Source organism: Aestuariivivens marinum (assembly GCF_022662175.1).
GTDB lineage: Bacteria > Bacteroidota > Bacteroidia > Flavobacteriales > Flavobacteriaceae > Aestuariivivens > Aestuariivivens marinum.
The window spans coordinates 1,375,974-1,399,290 of the sequence record NZ_JAKMCR010000001.1; the positions used below are offsets into that span (position 1 = coordinate 1,375,974).

The 23,317-nt window shown below is 35.5% G+C and carries 19 protein-coding genes; 6 read left to right on the top strand and 13 right to left on the bottom strand.

All coding sequences use genetic code 11. The annotated features are described in order from the left end of the window. Positions 1-45: 45 nt before the first annotated feature. From MR053_RS05940 to tamL, 5 genes are all read right to left on the bottom strand, one after another. Positions 46-2,289 carry a polyribonucleotide nucleotidyltransferase gene (locus MR053_RS05940; RefSeq protein WP_242131511.1) on the bottom strand — a complete coding sequence of 748 codons (2,244 nt, stop codon included), beginning with the start codon at positions 2,287-2,289 and terminating at the stop codon, positions 46-48. A gap of 208 nt (positions 2,290-2,497) precedes the next feature. Further along, positions 2,498-2,767: a 30S ribosomal protein S15 gene (gene rpsO, locus MR053_RS05945; RefSeq protein WP_242131792.1), complete on the bottom strand. Its 270-nt coding sequence runs from the start codon at positions 2,765-2,767 to the stop codon at positions 2,498-2,500. 200 nt (positions 2,768-2,967) lie between these two features. Next, on the bottom strand, positions 2,968-3,825 hold the full coding sequence (gene accD, locus MR053_RS05950; RefSeq protein ID WP_242131512.1) for an acetyl-CoA carboxylase, carboxyltransferase subunit beta: 858 nt from the start codon (positions 3,823-3,825) through the stop codon (positions 2,968-2,970). A gap of 220 nt (positions 3,826-4,045) precedes the next feature. Further along, the gene (fbaA, locus tag MR053_RS05955) at positions 4,046-5,113 is read right to left on the bottom strand and encodes a class II fructose-bisphosphate aldolase (protein WP_242131513.1); all 1,068 of its coding nucleotides are present in this window, start codon (positions 5,111-5,113) and stop codon (positions 4,046-4,048) included. 179 nt (positions 5,114-5,292) lie between these two features. Then, on the bottom strand, positions 5,293-7,818 hold the full coding sequence (gene tamL, locus MR053_RS05960; protein ID WP_242131514.1) for a translocation and assembly module lipoprotein TamL: 2,526 nt from the start codon (positions 7,816-7,818) through the stop codon (positions 5,293-5,295). A gap of 157 nt (positions 7,819-7,975) precedes the next feature. Between tamL and MR053_RS05965 the strand changes: the two genes are divergently transcribed. Then, the gene (locus MR053_RS05965) at positions 7,976-8,710 is read left to right on the top strand and encodes a TrmH family RNA methyltransferase (protein ID WP_242131515.1); all 735 of its coding nucleotides are present in this window, start codon (positions 7,976-7,978) and stop codon (positions 8,708-8,710) included. A 68-nt stretch (positions 8,711-8,778) separates the two neighbouring features. Here MR053_RS05965 and porT read toward each other — a convergent pair whose 3' ends face one another. Together porT and ubiE are read right to left on the bottom strand one after the other, a co-directional pair. Beyond that, positions 8,779-9,507, bottom strand: a complete 729-nt coding sequence (porT, locus tag MR053_RS05970) for a type IX secretion/gliding motility protein PorT/SprT (protein WP_242131516.1) — start codon at positions 9,505-9,507, stop codon at positions 8,779-8,781. A gap of 1 nt (position 9,508) precedes the next feature. After that, the gene (gene ubiE, locus MR053_RS05975; protein ID WP_242131517.1) at positions 9,509-10,237 is read right to left on the bottom strand and encodes a bifunctional demethylmenaquinone methyltransferase/2-methoxy-6-polyprenyl-1,4-benzoquinol methylase UbiE; all 729 of its coding nucleotides are present in this window, start codon (positions 10,235-10,237) and stop codon (positions 9,509-9,511) included. 255 nt (positions 10,238-10,492) lie between these two features. On the opposite strand from ubiE, the gene trkA reads away from it, so the two are divergent. Both trkA and MR053_RS05985 read left to right on the top strand, forming a co-directional pair. Then, on the top strand, positions 10,493-11,842 hold the full coding sequence (trkA, locus tag MR053_RS05980) for a Trk system potassium transporter TrkA (RefSeq protein ID WP_242131518.1): 1,350 nt from the start codon (positions 10,493-10,495) through the stop codon (positions 11,840-11,842). Further along, entirely contained in the window at positions 11,843-13,336 is a 1,494-nt protein-coding gene (locus tag MR053_RS05985; RefSeq protein WP_242131519.1) for a TrkH family potassium uptake protein, read from the top strand. Between the two features lie 83 nt (positions 13,337-13,419). Here MR053_RS05985 and MR053_RS05990 read toward each other — a convergent pair whose 3' ends face one another. Both MR053_RS05990 and MR053_RS05995 read right to left on the bottom strand, forming a co-directional pair. Next, positions 13,420-14,604, bottom strand: coding sequence for a pyridoxal phosphate-dependent aminotransferase (locus MR053_RS05990; protein WP_242131520.1), 1,185 nt, complete (start codon positions 14,602-14,604; stop codon positions 13,420-13,422). 21 nt (positions 14,605-14,625) lie between these two features. Next, positions 14,626-15,726, bottom strand: a complete 1,101-nt coding sequence (locus tag MR053_RS05995; protein ID WP_242131521.1) for a fatty acid desaturase family protein — start codon at positions 15,724-15,726, stop codon at positions 14,626-14,628. Between the two features lie 141 nt (positions 15,727-15,867). Between MR053_RS05995 and rsmG the strand changes: the two genes are divergently transcribed. Further along, the gene (gene rsmG / locus MR053_RS06000) at positions 15,868-16,497 is read left to right on the top strand and encodes a 16S rRNA (guanine(527)-N(7))-methyltransferase RsmG (RefSeq protein WP_242131522.1); all 630 of its coding nucleotides are present in this window, start codon (positions 15,868-15,870) and stop codon (positions 16,495-16,497) included. 5 nt (positions 16,498-16,502) lie between these two features. On the opposite strand, the gene MR053_RS06005 is transcribed toward rsmG, so the two are convergent. Both MR053_RS06005 and pruA read right to left on the bottom strand, forming a co-directional pair. After that, a complete protein-coding gene (locus MR053_RS06005) occupies positions 16,503-17,459 on the bottom strand; it encodes a tetratricopeptide repeat protein (RefSeq protein ID WP_242131523.1) in 957 nt (318 codons plus the stop codon). 538 nt (positions 17,460-17,997) lie between these two features. Continuing rightward, entirely contained in the window at positions 17,998-19,626 is a 1,629-nt protein-coding gene (pruA, locus tag MR053_RS06010) for an L-glutamate gamma-semialdehyde dehydrogenase (protein WP_242131524.1), read from the bottom strand. A gap of 153 nt (positions 19,627-19,779) precedes the next feature. Here pruA and MR053_RS06015 point away from each other — a divergent pair, with 153 nt between their 5' ends. Next, positions 19,780-20,505 (top strand): NRDE family protein, encoded by a 726-nt coding sequence (locus MR053_RS06015; protein WP_242131525.1) that lies wholly within the window; start codon positions 19,780-19,782, stop codon positions 20,503-20,505. Next, positions 20,498-21,490: a DUF6695 family protein gene (locus tag MR053_RS06020; protein WP_242131526.1), complete on the top strand. Its 993-nt coding sequence runs from the start codon at positions 20,498-20,500 to the stop codon at positions 21,488-21,490. Before MR053_RS06015 ends, MR053_RS06020 begins: the two co-directional genes overlap by 8 nt. Before the next feature lie 96 nt (positions 21,491-21,586). Here MR053_RS06020 and apaG read toward each other — a convergent pair whose 3' ends face one another. Continuing rightward, a complete protein-coding gene (gene apaG, locus MR053_RS06025; protein ID WP_242131527.1) occupies positions 21,587-21,973 on the bottom strand; it encodes a Co2+/Mg2+ efflux protein ApaG in 387 nt (128 codons plus the stop codon). 84 nt (positions 21,974-22,057) lie between these two features. Then, positions 22,058-23,308, bottom strand: a complete 1,251-nt coding sequence (locus MR053_RS06030; RefSeq protein WP_449500932.1) for a type IX secretion system plug protein — start codon at positions 23,306-23,308, stop codon at positions 22,058-22,060. Between the last annotated feature and the right edge of the window lie 9 nt (positions 23,309-23,317).

Consider the following 23,317-nt stretch of genomic DNA (forward strand, 5'->3'; position numbering starts at 1 on the left):
AAAACAAACCCCAACTTAAAATTGGGGTTTGTTTTGTAGTAAGAATTAATCTTCTTTCTTATCGCCTCTAGGCCTTCTATCGTCGCGACGATTGTCGCGATTACGATTGTCTCTGCCACGATTGTCACGATTACCTCTGTTATTGTCTCTTGGAGGACGTGGTTGCCAACCCTCAGGTTTTGGTAAAATCGCTTTACGCGAAACTTTTTCCTTGCGAGTTTTTGGGTCAACACCAAAATACTTCACGTCGAAAATATCACCAAGATTTACCACATCGGTAACATTTTCTGTGCGTTCCCAAGCCAATTCACTTACGTGAAGCAAGACTTCATTTCCAGGAGCCTCAGTATATTCTACAACGGCACCAAAGTCAAGTAGTTTAATGACTTTAACCTCGTAAATACTGCCAACCTCTGGTTTAAAGGTTAGTGAGTCAATGGCCGCTAAAACTTTGTCGATACCTTCTTGGTCATTGCCTAAAATTTCAACGATACCTTCTCCGGTAACAGGATCTTCGTTAATTACAATAGTAGTATTGGTTGTTTTTTGTAATTCCTGAATCACTTTTCCACCTGGTCCAATAAAAGCACCAATAAGATCATTTGGTAAAGTAGCCGTAACCATTTTAGGTGCATGCGGTTTTACATCGACATTAGGTGTAGAAATAGTATCGGTTAGTTTACCTAAAATATGCATACGGCCTTCTTTAGCTTGATTTAAGGCATTTACTAAAATCTCGTAGCTTAAGCCTTTTATTTTAATGTCCATTTGGCAAGCCGTGATACCGTCTTCGGTACCGGTTACCTTAAAGTCCATATCACCTAAATGGTCTTCATCTCCCAATATATCTGAAAGTACAGCATAACGCTCTCCGTCAGAGATTAATCCCATGGCGATACCAGAAACAGGTTTTTTAATTTGTACACCTGCATCCATTAGTGCCATGGTTCCGGCACATACGGTTGCCATAGAAGACGATCCATTAGATTCTAACACTTCAGATACTATACGAACTGTATATGGGCAATCTTCAGGCACCATACGCTTAAGCGCACGTTGGGCCAAGTTACCATGCCCAATTTCACGACGGGAAGTTCCTCTTAACGGACGCGCTTCACCTGTTGAAAATGGCGGGAAGTTATAGTGTAAATAGAAACGTTCTTCGGTTTCTAATGATGGGTTGTCTACCATATTGGCTTCACGTGACGTGCCTAAAGTTACGGTCGCCAAAGCTTGGGTTTCGCCTCTTGTAAATATAGATGAACCATGAGTTGATGGTAAATAATCCACTTCACACCAAATTGGCCTAACTTCAGTCGTTTTTCTACCATCTAAGCGAATGCCTTCTTCTAACACTAAGTTACGAACGGCTTCTTTTTGGATTTTGCTATAGTATTTGGATACTAAATCGCTTACTTCCTCTAACTCCTCATCTGTAAACTGAGCTAATAATTCCTCTTTTACTTCAGAAAAAGCAAGTCCTCTATCTTGTTTTGATGATGCTTGTTTAGCAATCTCATAACATTTATTGTAAGCAAAAGCTTTTACTTTTTCTAATACTACGTCGTCTTCAGCTTCAGTTTGGTATTCACGGGTTTCTTTTTTGCCTGCTTTTTCAGCTAAACGTTTTTGGGCTTCAATTTGAACCTTAATGGCTTCATGTGCTACCTTAATAGCTTCAACCATTTCTTCTTCAGAAATCTCACTCATTTCACCTTCAACCATCATAACCGAGTCTTCTGAAGCACCAATAACCATATCGATATCCGATTGCTCTAACTGGCTAAAACTGGGGTTGATAATAAATTCGCCGTCAATACGTCCTACACGAACCTCGGAGATAGGAGTTTCAAAAGGAATATCCGATAATTGAAGTGCTGCCGAAGCTGCCAATCCTGCAAGGGCATCTGGCATAACGTCTTTATCTAACGACATTAACTGGATCATCACTTGGGTTTCGGCGTGGTAATCTTTTGGGAATAGGGGGCGCAATACACGGTCTACAATTCGCATCACCAAAATCTCTTCGGTGCTAGGGCGAGCCTCACGCTTAAAGAATCCGCCAGGGTAACGTCCCGCAGCAGCAAACTTTTCGCGGTAATCTACTGTTAAAGGTAAAAAGTCTACATCGGCAGCATCGTAATTGGATACTACGGTACAAAGTAACATGGTGTTACCCGATTGCACGACAACACTACCATGTGCCTGTTTTGCTAATTTTCCGGTTTCGATAGAAATTTCCCTACCGTTGCCAAGGTCTATAACCTCTTTAAATACTTGTGGAATCATAATTTTTAATTCTAATTCTGGTCTATTTGTTCCATGCCAGAATGCTGTTAAACAATGGTCGTTGTGTTGTTGTGTAGTTGTTGTGTGTGACCAATGAAAAACCTTAAGTCCTGAATTTATTTCAGGATCCAGCTTCTTATTTACGTTTTTTTGACTCTTACGATTGAGTATTTATAAAACAAAAAGAGGCTGTAAAAGCCTCTTTTTGTTATTTTCTTAATCCTAATTCTTTTACTATGGCACGATATCTTAAGATATCCTTCTTAGTTAAGTAATCTAGTAGAGCACGACGCTTACCTACTAATTTTACTAACGAACGCTCTGTATTAAAATCTTTTCGATTCTTTTTTAAGTGCTCGGTTAGGTGATTAATTCTAAGCGTAAATAACGCTATTTGAGCTTCGGCAGTACCAGTGTCGGTTTTACCTTTACCGTGTTTAGCGAAGATCTCTTCTTTTACTTCTTTTGTTAAATACATGCTAATATTATTGTAAATGATTGTTATGTATACGAAAGCCTTTCTTTCGATCGGCAAATATACGCTTTTTTATTGATTTGCAAATGTTTTAATTAATTGTTCTTAATGGGTAAGTATGTATGGTTTTTAACCCCTATCTTAATAAGCATTAACCGTACACTTTACAACTTAGGTAGAAAACAATTTATTATTGTTTTGTGTTAGGCTCTTAACGGCTGATTGGTAATTAAATCGATATACTGGTTTATCTTATTTTTTAATTCTTTTCTTTGAGATATAAAATCCAAGAAACCATGCTCTAATAAAAATTCTGAAGTTTGGAAGCCTTCAGGTAGTTCCTTGCCTGTAGTGTCCTTTACAACACGAGGTCCAGCAAAACCAATTAATGCTCCTGGTTCTGCAATGTTAATATCTCCCAACATAGCAAACGATGCTGTAGTGCCTCCTGTAGTTGGGTCTGTGCATAATGAGATATAAGGAATTCCAGCTTCGGCTAATTGTGCCAATTTAACTGAAGTTTTCGCTAATTGCATTAAAGATAAAGCAGCTTCCATCATGCGGGCACCTCCAGATTTAGAGATAATCATAAACGGGATATTGTGTTTTAGCGAATAATCGGCTGCACGGACTATTTTTTCACCTACAACACTTCCCATAGAGCCTCCAATAAAGGCAAAGTCCATACAAGCTATTACTAAATCCTTGCCTTTAGATTTGCCTACGGCACAACGTATAGCATCTTTTAAGTTAGTTTTATCCTGAGCAGCTTTTAAGCGTTCCGGATATTTTTTGGTGTCTTCAAACTTTAAAGGGTCTTTAGACTCCAAGGTGGCATCAAGCTCTTTAAATTCATTGTTGTCAAAAAGTATTTGAAAATACTCTTTACTTCCAATCCTAACATGGTAGCCATCTTCTGGACTTACGTAAAAGTTTTGTTCTAACTCTTTAGTGTCTACTATTTTTCCAGTAGGGGATTTGTACCATAACCCTTTTGGGGTGTCTTTCTTTTCTTCGGTAGAAGTTTGTATACCCTTATCTTTTCTTTTAAACCAAGCCATATTGATTTACATTTTTAAATCCTTATTGCGATGCTCAGGATGGTTCATTGGATTATTATTTATAACAATGATTTGTATTAAACCTAGAGCACAAAATTAAACCTTTATTTTAATTTCGGGTAATGCTTTTAAAAATTATTGGTTATGCATATTACTGCAAATATAAAATCCTGCACTTCAGGCAGGATTTTATAATAGTTATTAAAATAAGTTAATTGACTTATAGTGTATTAACGTTGTTTAGATCTTCGAAAGCCTTTTTCAAACGGGCAACAAATGTTTTTTCACCTTCACGTAACCAAACACGTGGGTCGTAATATTTTTTATTAGGTGAATCTTCTCCTTCTGGATTTCCAATTTGTGATTGTAAATAATCTGTTTTATTGGTCATATAATCACGTATACCACTCATAAAGGCATATTGTAAATCGGTGTCAATATTCATTTTTATAACACCGTAACCAATAGCCTCCCTGATTTCTTCGACAGTAGAACCAGAGCCTCCGTGGAATACAAAATCGATGTGGTTATGTTCAACGCCATATTTTTCTGAGATATACTCTTGTGAATTCTTTAAGATTTTAGGTGTTAACTTGACGTTACCGGGTTTGTATACACCATGTACGTTACCAAAAGCAGCAGCTATGGTAAATTGATCACTAACCTTACTTAACTCTTCATAGGCATAGGCTACTTCTTCTGGTTGTGTGTATAGTTTGGAGTCATCGACATCGGTATTGTCAACACCATCTTCTTCACCACCTGTAATACCTAATTCAATTTCTAATGTCATTCCCATTTTGCTCATGCGCTCTAGGTATTGTTTACAGATTTCTATATTTTCTTCTATGGGTTCTTCAGAAAGGTCAATCATATGTGAGCTAAAAAGTGATTTGCCTGTTTCGGAAAAATGTTTTTCGCTTGCATCCAATAATCCATCTATCCAAGGCAATAGTTTTTTAGCACAGTGGTCGGTATGTAAAATAACAGAGACACCATATGCTTCAGCCAAAGTATGTACATGCTTGGCGCCAGCTATAGCTCCAGCAATGGCAGCTTGTTGTCCGTCGTTACTTAATCCCTTACCCGCATTAAATTGTGCGCCACCATTGGAAAACTGAATAATGACAGGGGCATTAAGGTCCCTAGCTGTTTCTAAAACACCGTTAATAGTATCCGATCCAATAACATTCACAGCAGGTAGTGCGTAGTTGTTCGCTTTAGCATGTTGAAATATAGCTTGAACTTCCTTTCCTGTAGCAACACCGGGTTTTATGTTGTGTCCCATTTTATAGTTTAATTTAATTAATATTAAGCTTCAAAAGTAATTAAATTTTATGTAACCGCTTGTTGTTTTGGGTGTTGAAAAAAGGAAATTTAAACTAAAACGTTGTAGTGTTTAGCTAAAGGAAAATAATCTTGACCTGTTAGCCTCCAAAAGCACGCAGATCTTAGTTTGCATATGGTTTAGAATGGATAGTTTATACCAATATTGTAAACAGCATTTCTAAAATTATAATCCTTAAACCATCTTTTTTCATTTTGATAAGAAGGGTCGTGGGTTTTAAATCCAATATCAAATCTAAATACAAAAAAGCTAAAATCATAGCGAAGACCAAAACCAGATCCTATGGCAATGTCTTTTAAGGAATTTAGACTTGTAAAGGTGGCATTTTCGTCTTCAACGTCATCAAGAACATTCCAAATATTACCTGCATCTATAAATATAGCTGCATTTAAATCTTCAAAAAGGTTAAAACGTTGTTCTATACCCAATGCTAACTTTAAATTAGCTTCATTAAATTCATTACTGGATTGTGAACTGCCTGGTCCTAAACTATAGGCTGTCCATGCTCTATTGTCATTTGCGCCACCAGCAAAAAAACTTTTTGAGAAAGGTATGTTGTTGGAGTTACCGTAAGGAATGGCAATACCAAAATAACTTCGCATGGCCAATATGTTTTTTTTCCCCAAATCCCAGTGTTTTATATAATCTAGTTCGGTCTTTACATATTGTGAGAATGCGACATTAAAAATTTTATATCTATTGTCTTCATCTTTTTCTAACCCAAGAAGTTTTGAGGTGTTGGATAATAAATTTCCTGCTAATTCCAACCGAAATCTAAAAATGGAGAAATCTTCATCAAACAAATTGGTCCTAACATCCCTAGTTAAACCAAAACTGGTAGAAAAAATAAGGTTGTTTTCCGTTAATCTGTCTTTTCGTTCCCCTATGCCGTTAATAGTGGAAAGCTGACTATCGCTTATTTCATTAGGAGTTGGGTCGGTAAGGGCATAGTCTAAAAAAGCATTGGTGTCTTCGGGTATACTTAAATTTGTTTCTGATGATATATAATTAATATCTTTAGCTATTTGGTTCAATGAGTTGAATGAACTCTCATAAACGCGAAAATAATTTTCTACATTTAGGTTTCTAACATACTGTACATTAAACAAATCAAGGTTATTGGTTATTTTATCTGAAGGCGACCAATTGTAATTAAAATTACCGCTAAATGTTTGTTTGTCCAGTCCTATGTTTGTTTGGCTTGTAGCAGACAAACTAATCCTGGTACTGGGCGACATGTATTTGGGTACAATTCTATCGGTATTAAAAGGTGAAAATAATCTTGGAATACGAAGTTTTAGATCGACACCATATTCATTAATATCAAAAAAAGGATCGTCTAAATTGTTCTTGTCTTTTGAAGCTCCTATCGATGTTACTGCTGAAATTTCAAAAGTTTCAGCACCTTTGAAAATATTTCTAATTTGTAAACTGGAGTTTAACCCTAACCCTACAGATTGTATATTGCTCTGTGATACTTCAGTACTAAAACCTAGTTGGAATTTTTTAAGTGGTGTTAAATATACATTGGCAGTTAGAGTTGAATCGGAATCTGGCTCATATCTAATTTCAGGATATTTAAAGGTCCGCAGTTCATTTAAGTACCTGTATGAGCGTGTACGATCAATATCCCTAAAAATGGTTTTTGGAGCAATAAAAACAGCATCAGTAATGGCTTTAGGACGATAACGCAATTTATCATGGCTTTTAAGTGAGTAGCCGTTATAAATAATGGAGTCTTTATAAGGTAAATCTCTTGTAGCAAAAGTGTCATCGGTATAAATGTTAACCCTATTGACTTTAAATATTTTAAAAGGTTTGGTGTAGGTCGTATCTGGGGTGGTAATTTTACGGTTGCTAATAAATACCCCTACATTTACTTTTTTGTTCGTGCCTATAGTATCTATTTCGAATGTTACATTTTCTTGACCAAAATGAAATAGACCTGTATTACGAAGTTCGGTAGTAATTCTATCGCGTTCTTGAGCAAAATTATGGGTATTATATTGTTCGCCAGTTTTTAATAATGCTTTTTTTTCAGAAGCTTCATAAAGTAATTCAACCAATGGGGATTCAATTTTTTTACTAATAGAATCTATAATAAACGGTTTGCCTGTGTTAACATTATAGATTACTTGCGCTCTTTTATTCTCTGTTTTGTTTATATTGTAGGTAACATCTACATCAAACCACCCATTATTAATGTAGTAACTCTCAAGGCGAATTATCGATTGTTTGGTTTTTTCCTCATCTAAAATAACTGGAGCCTCACCGGTTCGCTTTAGCCATGAGTTAAAACCTTTTCTAGAGGCAATATCTTTTTCCAATTGTTTTCTAGACAATAGTTTAGTTTTCCATGCCATTTTTTCTTCATCATTGTATATTTTGGTTTGTAAAATGGAATCTATGTTTGGACGTGCCGCATTGTATAGATGCAAGCGTAGCGGAAAACCTAAAATAGCCCTGTTAGGTTTTTGGTGTAATAGGTTGTTTATTGTTTCAGAATTATTTTTTTTATCGTTTATAACAACTGTATTATTAGTGAGTAAATGCTCGTTTAGAGGAACTCTTTTTACGGCATCACACGAAGTAAGCAGTATAAGGGTAGTAATAAGTACTAATATTTTAAAGTGTTTGAGCTTCAAATAATACGAATTGATCTAAGTTATTGGTTATGTTAATTTCAAAACAATTACAGAATCAAAAATACATTATTTCGATTGAAAATATTTAAATAAAACATCTTTGAAATGACTAATTCCGTTAAAATTCATTTTCTTTATAAAATAATACCAAAGCCAAATGCTTTCAAAATCCCAAATAAAATTAATTAACAGTCTTAAACAAAAAAAGTATCGATTACAGCATGGACTTTTTGTTGTTGAGGGTGTTAAGGCTGTTCAAGAACTTTTACAATCACAGTTCGAGCTTCAAGCTTTATATACGACTATTTCATTCAATATTGATGCCAATATTGAAAATAATTTTCAAGAAATTTTAATTTCTAAAGCCGATTTAAAACGTATTAGTTTTTTAACCACTCCTAATACAGCATTAGCCGTTTTTAAAATACCTAAAGCGAAACCAATAAAACCAAACGGGATAATTATTGCATTAGACGATGTTAGGGACCCTGGTAATTTAGGCACAATAATAAGATTGTGCGATTGGTTTGGGGTGTCCGATTTGGTTTGTAGTGTAGGAACGGTGGATTGTTTTAACCCGAAAGTTATACAGGCGACTATGGGCTCTATTACCCGTGTAAATATTAATTATACAGATTTAGAAACATTTTTAAGCACTGTAAGTTTACCTGTTTATGGAGCCTTTATGGATGGCAAAAATGTTTATAAGAGCAAGTTGCTTGACTCTGGTATTTTGGTTATGGGAAATGAAGCTAACGGTATATCTAAAGCTATTGAAGCATTGATAAAAGAAAAAATTGCAATTCCTAGGTTTGGTAAACTTCAAGAGACGGAAAGCTTAAATGTGGCAACAGCTACTGCTATTTTGATGAGCGAGTTTAAGAGAAAGTAATTGTTTACTCACTCGTTTATTAGTTGATTTAAGCTAATTGTGACTCAACGTCTTTACAAAAATAAACTTTATTGGAACGTAAAATTAAGAAAGACCCCTCTGGTTTTCATATTGGTAATATTGCTTGTCCAAGGGCTGTTTGGGTCTTTGTCCCTTACCAATTCATCATTAATGCCGAACACACCGCGAACGGATGGTGTGAATTTAAAATTGTATAGATAGAAGTCAATACCAAATCCCATTTCGTAAAACAGAGTGTTTTTCACAGATCGAAACTGCCCATTACTATTATCATTTGGGTTTTCTTCATTGCTCGATAAGTTTAATGCCGTAGAAACTCCGCCAACAACAAAAGGCTTAAAATTATTGATGCGTTTGGTTGAAAATTTAACTAATAGAGGAATATGTATGTAAGTTGACTTTACCTCACGCATTAAATCGGAATTATTATAGGATGTGCCTAGAAAATAGGTTGAGCTGTAATAGAGTTCTCGGGTAGTGATTATTAAACCAGGTTCTAAACGTAAATCCATATAATTGTTTATACGTAAATTACCAATAAGACCAACACTAAATCCAGGACTTCGTTTTACGTAAATATCTCGAAGGTCTTGATTATAGTCAAAATTAAAATCGTATACATTTATCCCTAAAAAATAACCCCATCTCAGCAAATCATTATCGGTTGAACGCCTTCCTTGATTGGCATCATATTGTATTTTTTTCTTAGTAAATAATTGGGCCTGAGATTGGTTTGTTATAAAAATGAATGCTAGTAAAATAAAAAAATACTTCATATTACTGTTTAGATGATGTGTAGATTGTAGCTACCCCAAGGGTTTGTGGTAAATCTGTAACATTAATAAACCCAATTTTACGTAAAATATTGTTTAAAGCCTCTCCATAAGGAAAAACTGAAGCCGATTCGCATAAATATTTATAAGCACTTTTATCTTTTGAAAACATGCTGCCAATAAGCGGTAAAATGTTTTTTGTGTAAAAATTATACCCTTGTTTATATGGTGTTTTTTCAGGCTTTGAAGTTTCTAAAATTACAAAAGCCCCTCCGGGTTTTAATACGCGAAATATTTCTTTTAAGCCTGTTTCCAAAGTTTCAAAATTGCGAATACCAAAAGCTACGGTTATAGCATCGAAGGTATTGTCTTCAAAAGGCATATTTTCAGAATCTCCAAGAATCATTTCTATTTGGGACTGTAAGCCTTTTTGCTTCACTTTTTCTTTTCCAATTTCCAGCATCCCACTACTTATATCCAGACCTATAATTTTTTTAGCCCCAGTTACAGCTAAATTAATGGCTAAGTCTCCCGTGCCTGTAGCAATATCTAATACCGTTTTAGGATTGGTCTGTTTCACAATATTCACTACTTTTTTGCGCCATTTTATATCAATACCAAATGATATCACGCGATTTAATCCATCGTAATCCCCAGAAATAGTATCAAACATTTTGGTAACCTGTTCTTTTTTTCCAAGAACACTGTCTTTGTAAGGCTTAATTTTAGTCAAAAGAAAAAGTTTTTGACAAATATAAACTATTGGAGGTCATTAAGAAACTTGAAAACAAATAATTGTATTAGGTTAAAATGCATATCTTTGTTCTTCCTGTAAGACAAGTATACAGATTAAACAAATATTAATAAATTTTAAAGATTTCTTCACAAAAAGGGGTGTTTGAAATTTTAATGAGAGAACGAAGTGGTTGCACATGTTCTCAATTTTATAATTGAGATAATAATCAAATAATTAATAAAATTTAAACGTGTGAAAATAATTATTGCAGGAGCTGGAGAAGTTGGGTTTCATTTAGCAAAATTACTATCCTACGAATCACAGGAAATCACACTTATAGACACCAATAAAGAGAGTCTAACACACGCCGATACGCATTTAGACATTAAAGTTATTAGGGGTGATGCCACATCTATAGCTATATTAAAAGAATCGCGTGTGGAATCCAGTGATTTGGTTATTGGTGTTACCGCATCAGAAACGACCAATATAACTGTATGTGTGTTGTCAAAGCAATTGGGGGCAAAAAAAACTATTGCCAGAATTTCTAATACCGAATTTATTACCCATAAGGATGAGGTTGGTTTTACCAAGTTTGGTATTGACGAATTGATTTCACCAGAAGCACTGGCAGCCTCAGAAATTGAATTGTCGCTTAAACAGACTTCGTTTAACGATAATTATGAGTTCGAAGATGGCGCTTTAACCATGGCCGGGCTAACACTGTCCAAAGAGGCCCTTTTTGTTGGGAAAAAGGTAAAGGAAGCAGCACAAATTTTCCCTGAAATACATTTTGTACCTATCGCCATTCAACGTGCAGGAACCCAGTTTACTTTAATACCTCGTGGTGACACGAAGTTCAAGAGAGGAGATAATGTTGTTTTTATTACTTCGGAGGGAGGGGCAGAAGAGCTTTGCAAATTAACTGGAAAGGTCAATTTAGAAATTAAGAATGTAATGATTCTTGGTGGAAGCCAAATAGGGTTTAAAACAGCAAGGGACTTAAGTGACAAAGGATTTAATGTAAAACTTTTGGAGAAAAACAAAGAACGCGCTTTCGATATAGCAGATGAGTTGCCAAATGTACTGGTAATTAATAGCGATGGTAGAAAGGTAGATATTTTGGATGAGGAAGGTCTAAGTGATATGGATGCTTTTGTAGCAGTAGGCGATAATTCTGAAACAAATATCATGTCCTGTTTGGTGGCAAAATCGAAAGGGGTAAACAAGACCATAGCCTTAGTTGAAAACATGGATTATTTTGAATTGTCCCATTCTATTGGTATTGATACACTTATTAACAAAAAACTTCTTGCGGCCAACAATATATTTAGGTATATACGGAAAGGCGAAGTGGTTGCCATGACTAAGTTGAGCAACATGAATGCTGAATTGTTGGAGTTTGAGGTAAAGGAAACTTCAGCTATTTGCAATAAGGTAATCAAGCATATTGAATTTCCAAGGTCTGCAATCATTGGAGGTGTTATTCGAAATGGTGTTGGATTAATCGCCTTGGGTGATTTTAAGATTCAAAAAGGAGATAGGGTGGTAGTATGTAGTTTGTTGCGTTCCATAAAGGGTGTTGAAAAATTGTTCCTTTAGATGAAGCTTAATTACAAAATAATTTTTCATTTTTTAGGCTTGCTAATTTTGTTTAATGGAGGCTTCATGTTACTGTCAACATTGATAAGTCTTATTTACAATGATGGTGTTACACACGCATTATTACTGGCATCTTTTGTAACATTGATATGTGGTGGGGTCGCCATGCTTTTTACGAGAAAGCATAACAAGGAAATGAACAAGCGAGAAGGTTACATTGTCGTGGCCTTTGGTTGGATAATAATGGCCTTATCGGGTACTCTGCCTTATGTGTTCACCCAAAGTATACCAAGTTTTACTAATGCTTTTTTTGAAACCATGTCCGGTTATACCACAACAGGGGCATCCATTTTAAACGATATTGAAGCCATACCAAAAGGGGTATTGTTTTGGCGAAGTTTAACCCATTGGATAGGTGGTATGGGTATAATAGTATTGGCAATTGCCATTTTGCCACTTTTGGGTATTGGAGGTATGCAAATGTTTGCAGCTGAAGCACCTGGTCCGAGTGCTGATAAATTACATCCTAGAATTACCGATACTGCTAAACGTTTGTGGCTCATTTATTTTGGTTATACTGCTGCCGAAACTATTCTGCTTAAAGTGGCTGGTATGTCTTTTTTTGATGCCATTAACCATGCGCTTTGCACACTTTCGACTGGAGGGTTTTCTACCAAGAATGCCAGTATTGCCCATTGGAACGGACAGCCTATAATACAGTATATTATCATTCTATTTATGTTTTTGGCGGGGACAAACTTTGTATTGAGCTATTTTGCGTTTAAGGGAAAAGTACAAAAAGTTTTAAGGGATGAAGAATTTAAGTTGTATTTTAAGTTTATAGCTGTTTTTACCTTAATAGCGGCACTTATTATTTATTTTAAGGCTGATGTATCGGTTTCATCAATAGACCATCCCATGGTTTGGGGAGCGGGAGAAAGTGCGTTTAGGCATGCTATATTTCAGGTTTTGGCCATAGTGACCACAACAGGTTTTGTTACAGCAGATTATACTATGTGGACCCCATTTTTAGTGGTTTTCTTTTTCGGGCTAATGTTTTTAGGAGGCTCTGCAGGAAGTACTTCTGGAGGGGTGAAAGTGGTACGTCACTTAATTTTGATTAAAAACGGTTTTTTAGAATTTAAGCGCTCCCTACACCCTAATGCGATATTGCCTGTAAGGTATAATACCAAATCCATTTCTGGTGATATTGTATTTAACATATTGGCCTTTTTTATTCTTTATATGTTGTCTTTTATTATTGGGGCCCTGGTATTCTCCATTTTGGGTATCGATTTTCAATCTGCGATTGGTTTAGCAGCATCTGGTTTAGGAAATGTAGGGCCTGCTTTGGGTGATTTTGGTCCAGTAAATAACTATTCTGCCCTGCCTAGTATAGGGAAGTGGTGGTGTAGCTTTTTAATGCTAATAGGACGTTTGGAATTGTTTACCGTATTGGTTTTGTTTACCCCTTTCTTTTGGCGGAATAGGTAATCTATAATGACATAAAAAAAACCTGCCAAGTTTTAAAAACCAAGCAGGTCTGATTAAATTATAGTTCTAAAACGATTGCTTAATTAGCTAACCGCTTCTTTTATTCTTTTTATAGCTTCAATTATTAGTTCTTTTGAAGCAGCATAAGAGATACGAATACAATCTGGATTACCAAAGGCATCACCAGTTACCGTAGCAACTAGAGCCTCTTCCAAAAGGTATAAAGAGAAATCGGTTGCGTTGTTTATGGTTTTTCCATTTAAAGTTTTTCCAAAGTAAGCTGATACATTTGGAAATACATAAAAAGCACCGTCAGGTGTGTTGGTTTTAAAGCCATCAATATTATTAAGAAGGTCTAAAACTAAGTCACGACGCTCCTTGAACTCATCAATCATGTATTGAACCCGAGAAGGTGATTCATTTAAGGCTGTAATTACCGCACGTTGGGCTATACAGTTGGCACCACTTGTTACTTGGCCTTGGAGTTTGTTACAGGCTCTAGCAATTTTCTCAGGAGCACCTATGTAACCTATACGCCATCCTGTCATGGCAAAAGCTTTGGAAACGCCATTTACAGTTATGGTTCTGTCGTACATGTCTTCAAATTCAGCTATGCTAGCGTGTCCTCCAATATAATTGATGTGCTCATAAATTTCATCTGAAACTACATAAATATTAGGGTGTTTAACCAAAACATTAGCCAAACCCCTTAATTCTTCTTTACTATACACCGAGCCACTTGGATTACAAGGGGAACTAAACCAAATCATTTTGGTTTTTGGCGTGATGGCAGCCTCCAATTGAGCAGGTGTCATCTTAAAATTAGTGTCAATAGAAGTTTTTACTTCAACAGGAACACCATCGTTAAGTTTAACAATATCTGAATAACTTACCCAATACGGACAGGGTAAAATGACTTCGTCACCCGCATTCAACATCACTCCAGCTATATTTGCCAAACATTGTTTGGCACCTGTTGAAACCACAATTTGAGCTGGAGTATAGATTAAGTTATTGTCTCTTTTAAATTTTGTGATAATGGCTTCCTTTAAATCACCATAACCATCAACTGGGGAATAAGAATTGTAGTTTTCGTTAATGGCATTAATGGCAGCATCCTTAATAAAATCAGGAGTATTAAAGTCAGGTTCTCCCAGGCTTAAACCAATTATGTCTTTGCCTTCACCTCTTAATTCCCTTGCCTTCGCAGCCATAGCTAGGGTGGCCGATACAGACATGTTTAAAATTCTATCAGATAGTAATTGCATGAAAATGTTATAAAATTATTGTTAAACTTGTAAAGCTGGCTTCATTCCCATTTCCTTTAAGTGTTTAAAGTGGGCAATAATGGCCTTACGTGTAGTTTTGTATTCGTTATATGGTAAGTTGAATTCCTGTGCCGTTTCCTTAACTATTTTTGAAATTTTAGTGTAATGGATGTGGCTAATATGTGGGAAAATATGGTGTTCTACTTGATGGTTTAAGCCTCCTGTAAACCAGTTTACAATTCTGTTCTTAGTACTAAAATTAACAGTAGTTTTCAGTTGATGTACAGCCCACGTATTCTTCATAGTCCCATCTTCTTCCGGCATTGGCATTTCAGCATCTTCCATAACATGAGCTAACTGAAACACTACGCTTAAAATTAAACCTGCTGTGTAGTGCATTACAAAAAAGCCGATTAAAATTTTCCACCAAGTTATATCTAAAAACACCATTGGTATTACAATCCAAACACCTATATAAATGATTTTGGAAATCACCAATTTGCTCCAATTCCAAACAGGGTTGGGAAATTTGCCATACGATAATTTGCGTTGCATATAGCGCTTCATTTGTTGCCAATCTGTCGTGATGGCCCAATTAATTGTTAAGAGCCCATATAGTAAAACTGAATAATAGTGCTGGAATTTATGGTACCATTTCCATTCGGAGTGTTCAGTGAAACGTAAAATTCGACCAGCATCCAAATCTTCATCATGACCATGAATATTAGTATAGGTATGGTGCAATACATTGTGTTGTACTTTCCAGTTGTAAACATTTCCTGCTAAAATATAAATGCTGCTACCCATAAGGCGGTTAATCCATTCTTTGTTTGAATACGAACCATGGTTGCCATCGTGCATTACGTTCATACCTACTCCAGCCATACCAACACCCATTACTATGGTCAGTACTAATTGTAGCCATTGTGGAATATCTAAAGTAAGGATTAAGAAATAAGGCGTCAAAAACATCGAAAACATAACTATAGTTTTAGCCCATAGTTTCCAGTTTCCGGTCCGTTTAATATTATTTTCCTTGAAATAATCGTTAACGCGTTTGTTAAGTGTTCTAAAAAACTTTGCTGAATCTTTTCTGGAGAATGAAAGTGACTGATTGGTCATACTATTAATTTTTACGGAATTTAACAAAATGTTAATTTGCCATATCTGGCGCAAAGATAGGTATAAACGTTTTTAAGTTATATCCTTTTTAGTCAAAAAAATGGATATAAAAACTATATTTTTGTTGAAAATTTAACAAAAATGGATCTGATCCTAAAATATTTCCCGAATCTCACAGCCGACCAAATCAATAAATTTAAGGGGCTTGAATCGCTATATCAAGATTGGAATTTGAAAATTAATGTGGTTTCCCGAAAGGATATTGATGAACTCTATTTAAGGCATGTTCTACATTCTTTGGGAATAGCAAAGGTGATTCAGTTTACAGATGGAAGCAGGATTTTAGATGTGGGTACAGGTGGCGGCTTTCCCGGTATACCATTGGCTATTATGTTTCCCCAATGTCATTTTCATTTGGTAGACAGCATAGGTAAAAAACTAAAAGTTGTAGATGAGGTTGTCGAAGGTCTAGGGTTGACCAATGTAAAAACCACCCATAGCCGTGTTGAAGAAATTGCTGGGACATACGATTTTATTGTTAGTCGAGCTGTAGCTGCTATGCCAACCTTTGTGCATTGGGTAAAAGGTAAAATAGACAAACAACAGAGACACGAATTAAAGAATGGGATTCTGTATTTAAAAGGTGGTGATTTAACCGAGGAGCTTAAGGATTATAGAACGACCACCATTTATAATTTAACCGATTACTTTAAAGAAGACTTTTTCGATACTAAAAAAGTAGTGCATTTACCATTAAAGCAGAGATTGTAGCCAAGTTACAGCTTACTTAATTCCTCAACACTATTTTTAAAATAGTAATAATGCTTTAAATACCAATAGGATTTTGAAAACTGTTCAAGATCGTCTGCCTTGGCATCCATTTCCAATACGGATTTTACCTTTTTGAAATATGTTTTGGCATTTTCTGAATCATCCATTTTAAGGTAGGTCATTGATAAACCTAATAGCGCCTCAAAATCTTGAGAATCAAAAGCTAAGGAAATAGAGAAATCATCTAGGGCTTCTTTATATTTTCCTAAAAATAAATTTGAAGCCCCTCTATAAAAGTAAAGATAAGGGTTGCCCTTGTTCAACCTAATGGCAGAATTTAAATCGGCTTTAGCTTTTTGATAATATTTAATATCTAGATAAAATAAACCACGATCATAAAAGGCATCCGAATCTGGACTAACCAAAATGGCTGTTGAATAATCTTTAATGGCCTCCTTGTAATTTTCCATTGCAACATGAGATGCCGCCCTAAGAGTATAAGCAATTTGAAGGTCAGGTATGATAGAAAGTAAAATACTAAAATCGGTTATTGCATTTTCATATTCCCCTAGATCGTATTTTGTACATGCTAGGCTGTATCGTGCATCTATAAAACTTTTATCTAATTCTACCGCCTTTTCATAATCGGTTTTGGCACCTTGTAAATCCTTTAGATTAAACCTGGAATTGCCTCTGTTAAAATAGGTGTCGGCATCTGGTTCTATTAGTATGATTTTGGAATAATCAATTATAGCCCCTTCGTAGTCACCTAAATCATTTTTTGCCAGTCCCCGATAAAAATACGCGTCTAAGTTTTTTGGTTCTTGCGAAATGACTTGATCAAGTAATTCTATTTTTTCATTTAAATCGGTAGCTCTAAGCGCTTGCCTGTAAATTTTATTGACTTGCCCATAAGTGAGCAAGGGCAGTATGGTAAATAGGGTAATTAATAGTCTTTTCATTAGCAACTTATTCAACAAAAAATATGCCGTTTTTTAAGAAATAAAATTAGGGTTATTTTTTATTAAATATAAGATGAAAAATGAATTAATCAGAATTATTTAAGATTATTTGCTTTAACTTTTTTATAAATACTCCTTTTCTAGTATTCTAGCGGTTTGTAAATCTAAATGTAGAAAGTGAATAGCTTTGTTGAGTTTTCAGAAATTGGTATAATAATCTACTTTGGTCCTTAAAATAGATTTATCCTAATTGCTACTTACTGAGGCAAAATGTACCTCTCTGGTATATTTAGTATAGGATATTTAAAGATTTAGTTTAGGAGGCTAAACATTTTTTTACAAATCAAACACATATATGTTTTATCGGTTAAAGAATACACCGTAAAAAAAGACTAATTAAAAGGTGTTATCCAAAGCAGAGCGAAGAATCTCTTTAAAATAATATATAAATAAGATGCTTCACTTCGTCTAGAAAACTATCTAAACTCGTTCTGAATATACTTTTTAATTAGTCTTTTTTCAACAAGGAATTGTTCTGTTACTCTCCCAAAAAAGGATAACGGTAATCGGTAGGTGTTACGAAGGTTTCCTTAATTAACCTTGGAGACACCCAACGTAATAGGTTTTGTGCACTACCTGCTTTATCGTTAGTGCCCGATGCTCTTGCACCTCCAAACGGCTGTTGTCCTACAACGGCACCAGTTGGTTTATCATTAATGTAGAAGTTACCAGCACTATTTTGTAAAGCTGTTGTGGCTTCAGTAATCGCATAACGGTCTGTGGCTAAAATAGCACCGGTTAAGGCATATTCACTGGTTTCATCAACAAGTTTCAAGGTTTCAGCATATGCGTCATCTTTATACACATAAATGGTAATAACTGGACCAAACAATTCGGTACACATAGTCGTGTATTTTGGATTGGTCGTTACAATTACCGTAGGCTCTATAAAATACCCCTTGCTTTTGTCATAGCCTCCACCTGCAATGATTTCTGCATCACTATCTGCTTTAGCTTGGTCTATATACCTTGCTAATTTATCAAAAGATCCTTCATGAATCACGGCTGTGATAAAGTTGCCCATGTCTTCCGGTGAACCTATTTTAAACGATTTCAAATCTTCTAATACATAGTTCTTTACATCGTTCCATAAGTTCTTTGGAATGTATGCCCTTGAGGCGGCACTGCATTTTTGACCTTGGAATTCGAAAGCACCACGAACAATAGCTGTGGCAACTTGCTTGGCATTAGCCGATTTGTGTGCTATTATAAAATCTTTACCCCCTGTTTCGCCGACAATTCTGGGGTAGGTTTTATAGTTATGAATGTTGTTGCCTATTTGTTTCCACAATTCCTTAAATATAAAGGTAGACCCTGTAAAGTGTAGACCAGAGAAATCAGGACTAGCTAATATGGTTTCTGTAATCATCACTGGGTCTCCAAATACCACATTAATAACACCAGCAGGAACACCAGCTTCTTTAAACACATCCATAATCACTTTTGCAGAGTATACTTGACTGTCGCTAGGTTTCCAAATAACAACATTGCCCATTAAAGCCATACAGGATGGAAGGTTACCAGCTATCGCAGTAAAGTTAAAAGGGGTAACGGCATAGGTAAATCCTTCTAACGGACGGTATTCTACACGGTTCCAAGCATCACTAGTGCTTTCGGGTTGCTCAGCATAAATATCGGTCATATACTGCACATTAAAACGCAGAAAATCTATCAATTCACAAGCAGAATCAATCTCCGCTTGATGAATGGTTTTGGATTGTGCTATCATTGTTGCTGCATTTATTTTGGCTCGGTATGGACCTGCAATTAGTTCAGCAGCTTTTAAGAAGATGCCGGCACGTTGTTCCCATGGTATTTGGCTCCATGTTTTTCTTGCGTCCAAAGCGGTTGCAATCGCTTCTTCAACATGTTTTTTTTCAGCGACATGATAGGTGCCTACTATGTGTTGGTGATCATGGGGGGGAGACATAGTTCTGGTGTCTCCCGTAATAACATCTTCACCATTTATATAAAGTGGAACATCAACTTTACTGTTAAACATGTCTTTGTATGCTTTAAGCACAGCCTCACGTTCTGGTGAGCCAGGCGCATAACTTTTAACGGGTTCATTAATTGCAATTGGCACATTAAAAAAGCCTTTTCCCATGATTTTTAATTTTTTATTATTGATTTTTCATTAAATGGACTGCAAAATTACGAATTTTAAAATCAAAAAAAGGAAGATACTTTCTTTAAATAGGTGTGTTATTTTTGCGTATAACTTTGTAAGTTAGCCATTATTCGAAAGACTATAAGGTTTATGTGTACAGTAACTATAGTTCCGAAAGGAAAACAGGATTTTATTTTAACCTCGAACCGGGATGAAGCTCCGAATAGGGTATCGTTGCCTCCAGAATCTTATCAGGTAAATGATACTTTGGTGTTGTTTCCAAAAGACAAACTCTCTGACGGGACTTGGATTGGGATTAGTGAAGTGAATAGGGTGGTTTGTGTGTTAAATGGTGGTTTTGAGAGACATAAGCGTCAGCCAAATTATAGAAAGAGCAGGGGGGTGGTTGCTAAAGACTTTTTAACATATGAAAAACTTGAACCTTCTGTTAAAATTTATGATTTTCAAAATATAGAACCTTTTACCATGGTGATTGCCGATTGGAACGTAAACTTAAAGTTCTATGAGTTAATATGGGATGGAGCAGTAAAACATTTTACCAAATTGCCCTTGGAACCTAAAATTTGGTCGTCTGCAACATTGTATAATGAAATAATGAAGAATGAACGCTTGCAATGGTTTGAAGATTTTAAGGGCAAGCAGGTATTGAATAAAGAGACCTTGTTGGACTTTCATAAAAATACCGAAGCTAATAATTCAGATTATGGGATTGTTATAGACCGGGGATTTGTGAGAACAACAAGCATTACCCAAATTGATAAACAATCTGATACGGTTACTATGCACTATGAAAACCTGAAAAACCATTCGGTTACAAACAAAACTTTTAATTTTTCGCAAACAATTAATGAATAATACGGGGATTATGTTAACATTGGCTTACCCTGAGACCATTGTTATGGTGTCTAAGGAATGGTTTTCCCCTTTTTTACGGTTTATTGGCATAGGTAAGAAAAACTATGTTCGGGCGGGACACGCGGCTTTGGTGTTAATCAACAAAGCTACAGGTGAACTGGAGTATCATGATTTTGGGCGCTACATAACCCCAGACCCTACAGGGCGGGTGCGTGGTAAGGATACCGATAATGAATTGGATTTTCCGATAAGGGCACAAATCGAAAATGATAAGATTCTTAATTTACACGATATCTTAACGTTTTTAGCGACCCACCCAAAGCAAACGCATGGTGATGGTAAATTAATTGCGTCGGTGTGTCGTGTGGTTGATTATCAAAAAGCAAGGGAACATATTACCAATATGCAAAATAAGCATTTTATTAGGTATGCTGCTTTTATAAAAAAAGGCTGTAACTGTGCACGTTTTGTAACCGATAGCCTAATTGCTTCTGTTACCGATTTAGGCATTAAAAAGAAACTGAAACAGTCGAAGTGGTTTACGCCCAGTACGGTTGGCAATGTGCTGTTGGCCGATACCGAAAATCAGGTTTATGAAGTTTCTGAAACAGGTGTTGTCTCAACATTTGAAGGTTCCCTGAAAAGTGAAAATGTAAGATGCTTTTTAGATAGTTTAAAAAATCACGAACCACATTTTATTGGAACTTTAGAACCCAGGCCTGTGAATAATTTACATGAAAAAGCACAGTGGCTGTCGGGAATTGCTGCTGGGGCTTGGTTCGAGTTGCATGATATTGAACACGATCTTGAGTATTTTTTCAAACGTATTTCACCCTATGGAAATATTGATGTTTACGACAAGTATGTGGTGAATAATCAAGCATTTGATTATAATTTAAAGTTTGAATTTGTGCACTATTCCAACTGTAAATTTTTTCATGTGAAGCAGAATGGAGAGGTTTTTAGGTTTGATAGGAAGAGTTAGTTTTTGCTGCAGCCAGAGAATCCTGTAGGTGGAAAAGAAGCTTTTTTATGATTGTTTTAAGCTTGCAAATGTCTGTAACTGTTGATAATATAATAACTAATTTATCGCAAAAGGCGCACTTAATTTAAAAGCAGGAATAGATACCTTAAACTTTTTGGTAGTGGTAAAGTTAACCATATTGTAATGACCATACATAGCGCCAAAGGGCGAGGTTAATAAGCAACCAGAGGTATAGGTGTGCGACTCTCCTGGTTTTAAAACAGGTTTTCTGCCAATAACGCCTTCGCCAGTTACGGTTTCAACGTTGTTTAAGGCATCCAAAATATGCCATTGACGAGATAAGAGCTGTACAGAATCCTTACTTTGATTTTCAATGGTTATCGTATAGCCATAAGCATATTGTATTTTATAGTCTTTATAAAATGACCCTTCGAAGTTGGTTTCTACCGAAATTTTTATGCCTTTTGTAACTTGTTGAACCATCTTAAATACTGATAAACAATGTGTTTAGGTTGGCTAAAATAAGAAATTTTAAGATTGATAAATTATAAAAACCGTTAAAATGCATTAATTGGAGATATTAATCGAACTTCCTTCGCCCAAACCTATGATTCTGTCGTAACGCGCCCCTAAATCACGATAATACACCAATACTTTATAGTTGTTCTCCGTTTGATAAAAATTACCACTAATCAAGCCTTCATCTATAGTACCATCATCATTAATTGCAACAAATTTGTAATTGTAAAACCCTTGTTTGAGTAATAAAGTACAATGGTAACGATTGGTGTAATCGTTAAAGGTTAGTTTGGTGCTTTCTTCAATGGCGTAATTATTGAAATTGCCATAAATATGGATGTCCTTGTTTTTAAAAGTCACATTGGGTAATAGAGAGAAATGTACCCAAACATAATCGGCTTCAATAGATGAATCCTCTGCATCTATATTGGTAACCAAATAATTACCGTTAATATCTGGGTTGTAGGTGTATGGCCTAGAGGCCCTTTCAAAATTGGTAAACAAATAATTGTGGTAAATATCTTCCAATGCAATACTTTGAACGCCGGTATTGGCAGCCCTCACATCTTTGTTCTCAAAAAACAAATATTCGTTGCCGCCCCAAAAACTAGACTCCATATCATACCTGTAGATTAATTGGTTGCCAATGGTGTATTGTGGTTTCAGGTTATTGATGGCAGTACTTAAATTATTGTTTTGAACAATAAGAGTATTAACTGTTTGCTTAGGGTTGTTGAGTTGCATGTTTTTCGGGGAAATAACAATTTCTACCCGTTGCTTTTCTTCTATATATTCAATGTTTCTGGATCGTTTTAAAGTAATGCCCACATTAGCATTATCTTCGTAAATCATAAATTTTCTAGAAAACACCAAGTCACCATAGTTATCATAAATGCTTATAAGATAATTACCCGATACCTTTAGACCCCTGGTTTGGTTATTGGGAATGGTTAATTTGTAGTGAGAATAAATTTGGTAAGTATTTAAAGAGTTTTCGTAATTTCTAATGCGTTGGTTGTCGAAACCATCCATATATTCCGATTGTACCAAATTTGATGGAGTCCAATCAAAATTATAATGTTTAATTTTATAGTAATAATCGTCTTCGTTGCCATTAAGGGCGTCAAATTCCAAGACCAAATATTCTCCTAAACGCAATACTGGTAATTGACTCTCAGGTGTATTGCCTTTAAAATTTATGGTTTTAATATAATTGGGAGGATTGACCTCTTGTACTTGAGCAAGTACAAAAGTGGACATTATAGTGAAAACAATCAAAAATAAAGACTTGAAAGGCATTGCCAAAAA

Excerpts from the sequence above, each read along its gene's own strand:
- MR053_RS05995 (WP_242131521.1), bottom strand. The coding sequence starts at position 15,726 with ATGACCAATCAGTCACTTTCATTCTCCAGAAAAGATTCAGCAAAGTTT.
- MR053_RS06030 (WP_449500932.1), bottom strand. The coding sequence starts at position 23,308 with ATGCCTTTCAAGTCTTTATTTTTGATTGTTTTCACTATAATGTCCACT.
- apaG (WP_242131527.1), bottom strand. The coding sequence starts at position 21,973 with ATGGTTCAACAAGTTACAAAAGGCATAAAAATTTCGGTAGAAACCAAC.
- MR053_RS05940 (WP_242131511.1), bottom strand. The coding sequence starts at position 2,289 with ATGATTCCACAAGTATTTAAAGAGGTTATAGACCTTGGCAACGGTAGG.
- MR053_RS05990 (WP_242131520.1), bottom strand. The coding sequence starts at position 14,604 with ATGCAATTACTATCTGATAGAATTTTAAACATGTCTGTATCGGCCACC.
- MR053_RS06015 (WP_242131525.1), top strand. The coding sequence starts at position 19,780 with ATGTGTACAGTAACTATAGTTCCGAAAGGAAAACAGGATTTTATTTTA.
- porT (WP_242131516.1), bottom strand. The coding sequence starts at position 9,507 with ATGAAGTATTTTTTTATTTTACTAGCATTCATTTTTATAACAAACCAA.
- MR053_RS05985 (WP_242131519.1), top strand. The coding sequence starts at position 11,843 with ATGAAGCTTAATTACAAAATAATTTTTCATTTTTTAGGCTTGCTAATT.
- rsmG (WP_242131522.1), top strand. The coding sequence starts at position 15,868 with ATGGATCTGATCCTAAAATATTTCCCGAATCTCACAGCCGACCAAATC.
- rpsO (WP_242131792.1), bottom strand. The coding sequence starts at position 2,767 with ATGTATTTAACAAAAGAAGTAAAAGAAGAGATCTTCGCTAAACACGGT.
- MR053_RS06020 (WP_242131526.1), top strand. The coding sequence starts at position 20,498 with ATGAATAATACGGGGATTATGTTAACATTGGCTTACCCTGAGACCATT.
- accD (WP_242131512.1), bottom strand. The coding sequence starts at position 3,825 with ATGGCTTGGTTTAAAAGAAAAGATAAGGGTATACAAACTTCTACCGAA.
- fbaA (WP_242131513.1), bottom strand. The coding sequence starts at position 5,113 with ATGGGACACAACATAAAACCCGGTGTTGCTACAGGAAAGGAAGTTCAA.
- pruA (WP_242131524.1), bottom strand. The coding sequence starts at position 19,626 with ATGGGAAAAGGCTTTTTTAATGTGCCAATTGCAATTAATGAACCCGTT.
- MR053_RS05965 (WP_242131515.1), top strand. The coding sequence starts at position 7,976 with ATGCTTTCAAAATCCCAAATAAAATTAATTAACAGTCTTAAACAAAAA.
- MR053_RS06005 (WP_242131523.1), bottom strand. The coding sequence starts at position 17,459 with ATGAAAAGACTATTAATTACCCTATTTACCATACTGCCCTTGCTCACT.